Raw genomic sequence first — 9,094 nt, 5'->3', positions numbered from 1 at the left:
GTGGCGGCTTCGCCTTACCCGGCCTACAAAACCCGTAGGCCGTGCAGGCGTAGCGCCGCCGGGCAAAAAAAAAGCCGGAGATAATCTCCGGCTTTTTTGTTATTTCACCTGCTGGCCAGGCTTCGCGCCTTCGTCAGGGCTTAACAGGAAGATATCTTTCCCGCCAGGGCCTGCGGCCATCACCATCCCCTCAGAGATGCCGAAGCGCATTTTGCGCGGCGCCAGGTTGGCGACCATCACGGTCTGACGGCCGATCAGCACCTGCGGGTCCGGATAGGCAGAACGGATCCCGGAGAAGACGTTGCGCTTCTCGCCGCCCAGATCCAGCGTCAGGCGCAGCAGCTTGTCAGAGCCGTCCACAAACTCCGCGTTCTCGATCAGCGCCACGCGCAGGTCGACTTTGGCGAAATCGTCAAAGGTAATGGTTTCCTGAATCGGATCGTCCGCCAGCGGGCCGGTGACCGGTGCCGCAGCTGCCTTCACCTCTTCTTTAGAGGCTTCCACCAGGGCGTCAACCTGCTTCATCTCGATGCGGTTGTACAGCGCCTTGAAGGTGTTCACCTTGTGGCCGAGCAGCGGCTGCTGAATAGCATCCCAGGTCAGTTCGGTGTTCAGGAACGCTTCAGCGCGGGCTGCCAGCTGCGGCAGAACCGGCTTCAGCCAGGTCATCAGCACGCGGAACATGTTCAGACCCATGGTGCAGATCGCCTGCAGGTCGGCGTCACGGCCTTCCTGTTTCGCGACCACCCACGGGGCCTGCTCGTCCACATAGCGGTTGGCAACATCGGCCAGCGCCATGATTTCACGAATCGCTTTACCGAATTCACGGCTTTCCCAGGCTTCGCCAACCGCAGCGGCGGCATCGGTGAAGGTTTTATACAGCGCCGGATCGGCCAGTTCGGCAGAAAGCACGCCGTCAAAGCGCTTGGCAATAAAGCCCGCGTTACGGGACGCCAGGTTCACCACCTTGTTCACGATGTCCGCGTTTACGCGCTGCACGAAATCTTCCAGGTTCAGGTCGATATCGTCGATGCGGGAAGAGAGCTTCGCGGTGTAGTAGTAGCGCAGGCTGTCCGCGTCGAAGTGGTTCAGCCAGGTGCTGGCCTTGATGAACGTCCCGCGGGACTTGGACATCTTGGCGCCGTTCACCGTCACGTAGCCGTGAACAAACAGGTTGGTTGGCTTGCGGAAGTTGCTGCCTTCCAGCATGGCCGGCCAGAACAGGCTGTGGAAGTAAACGATGTCTTTGCCGATGAAGTGGTACAGCTCGGCGGTAGAGTCTTTCTTCCAGTATTCGTCGAAGCTGACGGTGTCGCCACGCTTGTCGCACAGGTTCTTGAAAGAGCCCATGTAGCCGATTGGCGCGTCCAGCCAGACGTAGAAGTATTTGCCCGGCGCGTTCGGGATTTCGAAGCCGAAATACGGCGCATCGCGGGAGATATCCCACTGCTGCAGGCCGGATTCGAACCACTCCTGCATCTTGTTCGCTACCTGCTCCTGCAGCGCGCCGCTGCGGGTCCACGCCTGCAGCATTTCGCTGAAGGACGGCAGGTCGAAGAAGAAGTGCTCGGAGTCACGCATCACAGGCGTGGCGCCGGAAACCACGGATTTCGGCTTGATAAGCTCGGTCGGGCTGTAGGTCGCGCCGCACACTTCGCAGTTATCGCCGTACTGGTCCGGGGATTTACATTTCGGACAGGTGCCTTTGACGAAGCGGTCCGGCAGGAACATGCCTTTTTCCGGATCGTACAGCTGAGAGATTGTGCGGTTTTTGATAAAACCGTTCTCTTTCAGACGGGTGTAGATCAGCTCCGACAGCTCGCGGTTTTCGTCGCTGTGCGTGGAGTGATAGTTGTCATAGCTGATATCAAAGCCAGCAAAATCGGTCTGATGCTCCTGACTCATTTCTGCAATCATCTGCTCCGGGGAGATCCCCAGCTGCTGCGCTTTCAGCATGATCGGCGTGCCGTGGGCATCGTCCGCACAGATGAAGTTAACCTCGTGGCCGCGCATTCGCTGGTAACGGACCCAGACATCAGCCTGGATATGCTCCAGCATGTGGCCGAGGTGGATTGAGCCGTTGGCGTACGGCAGTGCGCACGTTACCAGAATTTTCTTCGCGACTTGAGTCATAGTAGGCATTACTTCTTTTAACTGTGAAAAGGGTTTTTGATATTACCAAAAGGGGCATTATTAAGTAAGCACAAACCACGGCCTTTCAGGTAAACTTGTTCATCTAAGGTCTTATTCACAAGAACAAAGGAGTCGGGATGAGTTCTCAATCCCAGGCCAAATCACCGGAAGCCTTACGAGCAATGGTCGCCGGGACGCTGGCTAACTTTCAGCATCCAACCCTGAAGCACAATCTCACTACGCTGAAAGCGTTACACCACGTTGCCTGGCTGGACGACACGCTGCACGTTGAGCTGCAGATGCCGTTCGTCTGGACCAGCGCCTTTGACGCGCTGAAAGAGCAGACCAGCGCCGAGCTGCTGCGCATTACCGGCGCGAAGGCGATCGACTGGAAGCTGAGCCACAGCATCGCCACGCTGAAGCGCGTGAAAAACCAGCCTGGCGTCAACGGCGTGAAAAACATCATTGCCGTCAGCTCGGGCAAGGGCGGGGTGGGGAAATCCTCTACCGCCGTAAACCTGGCGCTGGCGCTGGCAGCGGAAGGGGCAAAGGTCGGTATTCTGGATGCCGATATCTACGGCCCGTCTATTCCAAACATGCTGGGCGCGGAAAACCAGCGTCCAACCTCGCCCGATGGGACCCACATGGCGCCGATCATGGCGCACGGTCTGGCGACCAACTCCATCGGTTACCTGGTGACTGACGATAACGCCATGGTCTGGCGCGGCCCGATGGCCAGCAAAGCGCTGCTGCAGATGCTGCAGGAGACGATGTGGCCGGATCTGGATTATCTGGTGCTGGACATGCCGCCGGGGACCGGTGACATCCAGCTCACGCTGGCGCAGAACATTCCGGTGACGGGTGCCGTTGTGGTGACCACGCCGCAGGATATCGCGCTGATCGACGCCAAAAAAGGCATCGTGATGTTCGAGAAGGTGGAAGTGCCGGTGCTCGGTATCGTGGAGAACATGAGCATGCACATCTGCAGCAACTGCGGTCACCACGAACCTATCTTCGGTACGGGCGGGGCAGAAAAACTGGCTGCGAAGTATCACACCCAACTGCTGGGACAGATGCCGCTGCACATTACCCTGCGTGAAGATCTGGACAGCGGAAAGCCGACGGTGGTCAGCCGTCCGGACAGCGAATTTGCAGAGATGTATCGTCAGCTGGCGGGACGCGTTGCGGCGCAGCTTTACTGGCAGGGCGAAGTCATCCCGGGCGAAATCGCGTTCCGCGCGGTGTAATACCTGTTCGCTTTGTGCCGGGTGGCGGCTTCGCCTTACCCGGCCTACGAAATACGGTTTTGTAGGTCAGGTAAGCGAAGCGCCACCTGACTTTACCCAAGCCGATAGTGCATCAAATCATACTCTCCCTCCGGAGAATCCCCCGTCGCCTCAATGTGCCAGCCGTGCCGCTGGTAAAACGCGACAGCCCGCGCATTCTTCACCAGACACTTAAGCGAACCCGTACTGGTAAACGTCTTCTGCACCTGTTCCAGAAGCATTTTCCCGACGCCGTGGCTTTGATACTGCGGGTCAACAAAGAGGTTGTGCAGAAAATTATCGTTCGCCCAGACGGAGGCAAAGCCCAGGCGATGGCCGTTCTGCGTGGCAACCCAAATCACTTCGTCACGGGTGGCCGCGTCAAAGTCTTCAAGCTGCCAGTCTGAGCTGTCCAGCCATGGCCAGGCCTCACGCCGGGCGTGGAGAAAGAGCGTGCGCAGGAAAGGACGATCGCTTTCCTGCCAGGGGCGGATCAGAATGGTCTTAGCGGTGATAGAAAATATCTCCGTTATAGGCTTTGTAGATTTTGCCGTCCGCATCGCCGATCAGCACGTAGTTCTCGCCCATGTAGGTCCAGTGGGTTCCGGCATCCGGAGCCGGCAGGTTACGCAGCTGGTACTGTTTAATGGTGTACTCCGGCGTTTGATACTGCGCCGGCGCCGTGTCGCCAATCTTGAATTTCGTGAAGTCAGCGATGAACTCTTGTTCTTCATAGGCCTTGATGCCGGAGGGTGCAGCGGCCGTTTGCGGGGCAGAGAATGCGGATCCCGCCAGAGACAGTAATACACCCAGAAGCAGCAGTTTACGCTTAGCCATTTTTTCTCCAGTGATATCGTTACAGATACTTTTCGTCTGCGGGACGTCGAAAGCGAAGCAGACAGTCCATTTTAAGTATCAACGCAGGGTATGTTTGAAAAAAAATGTAACAAAAGTGGACGGTTTTGTGTAGCCCAATTGCGTGATGTTTATCAGTGTCGGGAATATTGTCGATGCATTATATTTTTAATATTTATCATTTCATTAATTAATTCTGAAAATAACTTTCCATATCAAAGTTAGAAAGCGAGGCGAATGCTTTCTCTCTGAAGAGCATTTAATATTGCCTCCGGATGAAGCGTGCTGACATCCGTTTTTTTAACCAGGTCGAGTATAGGATCTGTTTTTTAAAACGCGGGTGAGGTGTGTTTTATAAGGACAGGAAGTTCATCTCTCATAAGCATAATTGATTACATTTCATGGGGTTGGATTGGGTCTTTTTACAGGCTTAACGATAAACGCAACGTTAAAAAGAAATATTTATATTAATGAAAAGTACAACTGCATTTTCGCTGTTATTTCTCAGTATTAGTCAGTTAACAGGGTGTGTTTTTTCACCTGGTCAGAACTTAAGTGTGTCAGGTAAGAAAGTTATTTCGGCGAAAGAGGCAAATTATCAGCTTGATAAGCGCGTGGAAATTTTTCCGCTGACCCCGGAGTGGATTGAAAAACTGCGCCCGCCCGTGTCGAAATCTCAGGCAAATCCTAATCTGGACAAGCAGATCAAAAACTGGGAATACCGTATCGGCGCAGGCGACATCCTGACGGTCACCGTCTGGGATCATCCTGAATTAACAACGCCCGCAGGACAATATCGTAGCGCGAGCGATACAGGCAACTGGGTCAACGCTGACGGTACGCTCTTTTATCCCTATGTCGGTAAACTGCGGGTGGCAGGAAAAACGGTTTCACAGGTACGTGAAGAGATTACGGCTCGACTGGATAGCGTCATTGAGAGCCCGCAGGTGGACGTCAGCGTAGCCTCCTTCCGTTCACAAAAAGCCTACGTCACCGGAGAGGTGGAAAAATCGGGTCAACAGCCGATAACCAATATTCCGCTGACGGTGATGGATGCGATTAACGCCGCGGGTGGGCTCTCGGCGGATGCCGACTGGCGTAACGTCGTGCTCACACACAATGGACAGGACGCCCACCTCTCACTCTATGCCCTGATGCAGCATGGCGATTTGACCCAAAATAAGTTGCTTTATCCTGGCGATATCCTGTTTGTTCCCCGGAACGACGCGCTGAAAGTGTTCGTAATGGGCGAGGTGGTGAAACAGAGCACCCTTAAGATGGATCGTAGCGGCATGACGTTGGCCGAGGCCCTGGGCAATGCCGGGGGGCTTAACCAAAATATGGCCGATGCAACCGGCATTTTTGTTATTCGCCAGGTATCGAAAAAAGGTGACACCGACAAAATCGCCAATATCTATCAGCTGAATGCGGAAGATGCTTCAGCCATGGTGCTGGGTACGGAATTCCAGCTTGAGCCGTATGACATTGTCTACGTCACCACGGCACCGCTATCGCGCTGGAATCGCGTGATCTCCCAACTGGTGCCCACCATCAGCGGCGTACATGACCTGACCGAAACCGTTCGTAACATCCGATCGTGGCCGTAGTCATGTTCCATTCAATCTTAGTGGTCTGCACCGGCAATATTTGCCGCTCACCCATTGGTGAGCGGCTATTGCGTCAGCAATTACCCGGCAGGCAGGTCACCTCTGCAGGTATTTTCGGACTAGAAGGACGCCCGGCGGATGCGATTGCGCAGGCTGTGGCCTTGCGTCACGGCCTTTCGCTGGAGGGGCACGTTGCCCGCAGGGTGACGTGCAGTCTGTTGCAACAGTCCGACTTGATTCTGGTGATGGAGCCGGAACACCTTCGTTTTATTGCCACAATGGCCCCGGAGAACCGGGGAAAATCGCTGCTATTTGGACAATGGCTGGAAACCCAGGACATTCCCGACCCGTATCGCAAAAGCCGTGAAGCCTTTGAATATGTTTTCGGGCAATTGGGGAAAGCCAGTCAGGAATGGGCTCGTCGTTTGAGTTAACAAGGAATGAAGCCGTAATGTCGTCTTCTAAATCAGACAAATATAGTGCTGCGACACCGCAGAATAACGAAATGGATCTCATTCAGTTGCTTGCTGAGATGTTCGATCACCGGGTAATGATCGCGTGTGTTACGCTTCTGTTCACGGTATGTGCGGGGATCTACGCCTTCAGCGTCACGCCGGTTTATCAGGCTGATGCCCTGGTGCAGGTCGAAGCGAAGCAGGGCAACGCGCTGCTCAAGAACCTGACCTCGCTCAGATCCGATCTCTCACCCGATGTCGCTCCAGAACTTTTACTCCTTAAATCACGGATGGTCCTCGGACAGACCGTTGATCGGTTAGGGCTGACCTACGAGGTTAATAGGCGCTTGTTCCCCGTCATTGGGGCTTTCTGGGAGCACGTGCAGGGGCACAACCCCGCTGAAATCACGATTGGCTCGCTGAATATTCCGTCTGTGGAGGGGGATCCACAAACGCTTTTACTCACTGTTCTCGAGCAAGGGCGATATCGTCTTGAGGGACAAACGCTTGAGGCAGAAGGCGTTGTTGGAAAAGCGCTGCTTAAAGAGGGCGTCTCTCTTCTGGTGACCTCCCTCAATGCGGCACCGGGAACCCAGTTTACCCTCAACATCGTTACCAGGCTTGAGGCCATCAACGCCATTCAGAGCAGACTGACGGTTGTGGAGTCGTCGAAACAGAGTGGTATGATCGCCTTAACGTTAACGGGTGACGATCCCGGCAAGACCGCTACGGTACTTAATACGATTGCCGAAAATTTTCTCAGCCAGAACATTGCGCGCCAGGAAGCTAAAGATTCCCGTAGCCTCACGTTCTTACAGGATCAGTTACCTAAAATCAGTCGCGAACTGGATGAAGCCGAGGCGCGACTGAATGCCTATCGAGAGCAAAGCGATTCGGTCGATTTATCTCTTGAGGCAAAGTCGGTTCTTGATCAGGTGGTTAACGTGGAAAATCAGCTTAACGCGCTGACGTTTCGCGAGGCAGAGGTCTCTCAGCTGTTCAAAAAGGACCATCCCACCTACCGTGCTTTACTGGAGAAAAAACAAACGCTTGAGCGGGAACGCGCGCGCCTGTATAGCCGCGTCTCCTCCATGCCATCCACGCAGCAGGAAATATTACGCCTGAGTCGTGATGTTGAATCCGGGCGCGCCGTATACATGCAGTTGCTGACGCGTCAGCAAGAGCTGAGCATCTCGCGCTCCAGCGCTATCGGGAATGTGCGGATCATAGACCCGGCGGTGACGCAGCCGGCCCCAGTCAGACCGCGCAAAGCCCTCATCATTCTGTTTGGCATGATGATAGGGCTGCTCCTCTCTGCCGGAACGGTTTTAGTGCGTTCCGCCTTCAAGCGGGGCATTACCTCGTCAGAACAACTTGAAGAATTCGGGATGCCGCTGCTGGTAACGCTTCCGCGCTCGGTATGGTTATGGAAAAAAACGCACCTGCGCAGGAGAAACCTGTTTACTTCCCACTGGAAGCACAGGATATCCAACGTGCCTTTCCTGCCCATTGACCGTCCGGCTGATACGTTTGTCGAGGCGATGCGTGGGCTGCGCACCAGTTTGCATTTTACCATGATGGATACCGCAAACCGGGTTGTCGTGGTGTCTGGCCCCACGCAGGACTGCGGAAAGACGCTGGTCAGTACTTCACTGGCGTCGATTGTGGCACAGGCCGGACAGCGGGTGCTGTTTATTGATGCGGATATGCGTAAAGGGTATGTCCACAATGTGTTCAGGCTGAACAATCATCGGGGGTTGTCCTGCGTGCTCGACGGAACCGTTGAGTGGCAGGAGGCGGTTCAACGCTTTGAGAAAGGCGGTTTTGATGTACTGACCTGCGGACCTCAACCTACGCATCCCGTTGACCTGCTCATGAGTGAACGCTTCCAGGTTGTGATGGCGCAGATTGAAAAGCGGTATGACATCGTGATTATCGACACTCCACCTGTGCTTGCCGTGACGGATGCTTTGCTGATCGCCAGAGCAGCAGCCACAACGCTGCTGGTCGCCCGCTTTGGTAAAACCAGCGTGAAAGAGATCGAGACCAGCCTTAAGCGTATGGAACGGATGAACGTAAAGGTAAATGGCGTGATCCTCAATGACATTGTGAAATCGGCGGCGCTCTATTACAACTCGGGGTATAGCGCTTACGACTATGGCTATACCCGGGAGTAACCCTGGCGCGACATTTCTTTACAGCGTGATGGTGTATTGCCCGTTAAGATGACCTTCGTTAAAACACGAGGTCACAATGGATAACCGCAAAATCAATCGACTGCGCCGCTGGGCGCGGGAAGGAGTCATACTCGTTCTGCTGACGCTGGCCGTGGCGTGGGGAGTTGATCAATACCGAAAACCGACACTCCCCGCCAGTTTTAGTGCAACGCCGATGACGAGCATCGACGGAAAAATGCATGATATTGCGGCGCTCAGCCAGGAGCGTCCGCTGCTGATCTACGTCTGGGCGACCTGGTGCAGCATTTGCCGTTACACCACGCCTGCGGTTAATCAGCTGGCAGAAGAGGGCGGGAACGTGGTGAGTATCGCCATGCGCTCTGGTGATAACGCAAAGCTTGCACGCTGGGTTGACAAGAAACAGCTTAAAATGCCGGTGATAAACGATGAAAACGGTGCGCTGTCGCAGGCGTGGCAGGTGAGCGTGACGCCGACGTTAGTCATTGTATCGAAGGGGAACGTGGTCAGTACCACAACGGGCTGGACGAGCTACTGGGGATTAAAAATCAGGATGTGGTGGGCGGGCTTATAAGAATAACCCC

General features: G+C 54.7%; 8 protein-coding genes. 5 read left to right on the top strand and 3 right to left on the bottom strand.

Translation table 11 applies throughout. The features are described from left to right. Window positions 1-99 precede the first annotated feature (99 nt). Window positions 100-2,133 (bottom strand): methionine--tRNA ligase, encoded by a 2,034-nt coding sequence (gene metG, locus HMPREF3143_RS20300; protein ID WP_070534209.1) that lies wholly within the window; start codon window positions 2,131-2,133, stop codon window positions 100-102. A gap of 137 nt (window positions 2,134-2,270) precedes the next feature. Here metG and apbC point away from each other — a divergent pair, with 137 nt between their 5' ends. Then, on the top strand, window positions 2,271-3,380 hold the full coding sequence (gene apbC, locus HMPREF3143_RS20295) for an iron-sulfur cluster carrier protein ApbC (RefSeq protein ID WP_008500889.1): 1,110 nt from the start codon (window positions 2,271-2,273) through the stop codon (window positions 3,378-3,380). Window positions 3,381-3,472: 92 nt separating this feature from the next. Here apbC and HMPREF3143_RS20290 read toward each other — a convergent pair whose 3' ends face one another. Together HMPREF3143_RS20290 and HMPREF3143_RS20285 are read right to left on the bottom strand one after the other, a co-directional pair. After that, on the bottom strand, window positions 3,473-3,958 hold the full coding sequence (locus tag HMPREF3143_RS20290) for a GNAT family N-acetyltransferase (RefSeq protein WP_070534208.1): 486 nt from the start codon (window positions 3,956-3,958) through the stop codon (window positions 3,473-3,475). Then, window positions 3,903-4,235 (bottom strand): RcnB family protein, encoded by a 333-nt coding sequence (locus tag HMPREF3143_RS20285; RefSeq protein WP_008500887.1) that lies wholly within the window; start codon window positions 4,233-4,235, stop codon window positions 3,903-3,905. The genes HMPREF3143_RS20290 and HMPREF3143_RS20285 overlap by 56 nt, the downstream gene beginning before the upstream one ends. 488 nt (window positions 4,236-4,723) lie before the next feature. On the opposite strand from HMPREF3143_RS20285, the gene HMPREF3143_RS20280 reads away from it, so the two are divergent. From HMPREF3143_RS20280 to HMPREF3143_RS20265, 4 genes are all read left to right on the top strand, one after another. Further along, window positions 4,724-5,860, top strand: coding sequence for a polysaccharide export protein (locus tag HMPREF3143_RS20280; protein ID WP_045372638.1), 1,137 nt, complete (start codon window positions 4,724-4,726; stop codon window positions 5,858-5,860). Between the two features lie 2 nt (window positions 5,861-5,862). Then, window positions 5,863-6,294, top strand: coding sequence for an arsenate reductase/protein-tyrosine-phosphatase family protein (locus HMPREF3143_RS20275; RefSeq protein WP_070534207.1), 432 nt, complete (start codon window positions 5,863-5,865; stop codon window positions 6,292-6,294). A gap of 17 nt (window positions 6,295-6,311) precedes the next feature. Then, window positions 6,312-8,492, top strand: coding sequence for a polysaccharide biosynthesis tyrosine autokinase (locus tag HMPREF3143_RS20270; RefSeq protein ID WP_070534206.1), 2,181 nt, complete (start codon window positions 6,312-6,314; stop codon window positions 8,490-8,492). Window positions 8,493-8,568: 76 nt separating this feature from the next. Beyond that, a complete protein-coding gene (locus tag HMPREF3143_RS20265) occupies window positions 8,569-9,084 on the top strand; it encodes a protein disulfide oxidoreductase (RefSeq protein ID WP_023325651.1) in 516 nt (171 codons plus the stop codon). Window positions 9,085-9,094: the final 10 nt, after the last annotated feature.

Origin of the sequence: Enterobacter sp. HMSC16D10 (genome assembly GCF_001807145.1) — a bacterium.
GTDB classification, from domain to species: domain Bacteria; phylum Pseudomonadota; class Gammaproteobacteria; order Enterobacterales; family Enterobacteriaceae; genus Enterobacter; species Enterobacter roggenkampii.
The sequence above is the reverse complement of the archived record's forward strand: the minus strand, read 5'-3'. Positions and strand labels throughout refer to the sequence as shown.

Bases quoted from the DNA above. Each gene is read 5' to 3' on its own strand.
- HMPREF3143_RS20270 (WP_070534206.1), top strand. From the start codon at position 6,312: ATGTCGTCTTCTAAATCAGACAAATATAGTGCTGCGACACCGCAGAAT.
- HMPREF3143_RS20290 (WP_070534208.1), bottom strand. From the start codon at position 3,958: ATGCGGACGGCAAAATCTACAAAGCCTATAACGGAGATATTTTCTATC.
- HMPREF3143_RS20265 (WP_023325651.1), top strand. From the start codon at position 8,569: ATGGATAACCGCAAAATCAATCGACTGCGCCGCTGGGCGCGGGAAGGA.
- HMPREF3143_RS20280 (WP_045372638.1), top strand. From the start codon at position 4,724: ATGAAAAGTACAACTGCATTTTCGCTGTTATTTCTCAGTATTAGTCAG.
- HMPREF3143_RS20275 (WP_070534207.1), top strand. From the start codon at position 5,863: ATGTTCCATTCAATCTTAGTGGTCTGCACCGGCAATATTTGCCGCTCA.
- metG (WP_070534209.1), bottom strand. From the start codon at position 2,133: ATGACTCAAGTCGCGAAGAAAATTCTGGTAACGTGCGCACTGCCGTAC.
- HMPREF3143_RS20285 (WP_008500887.1), bottom strand. From the start codon at position 4,235: ATGGCTAAGCGTAAACTGCTGCTTCTGGGTGTATTACTGTCTCTGGCG.
- apbC (WP_008500889.1), top strand. From the start codon at position 2,271: ATGAGTTCTCAATCCCAGGCCAAATCACCGGAAGCCTTACGAGCAATG.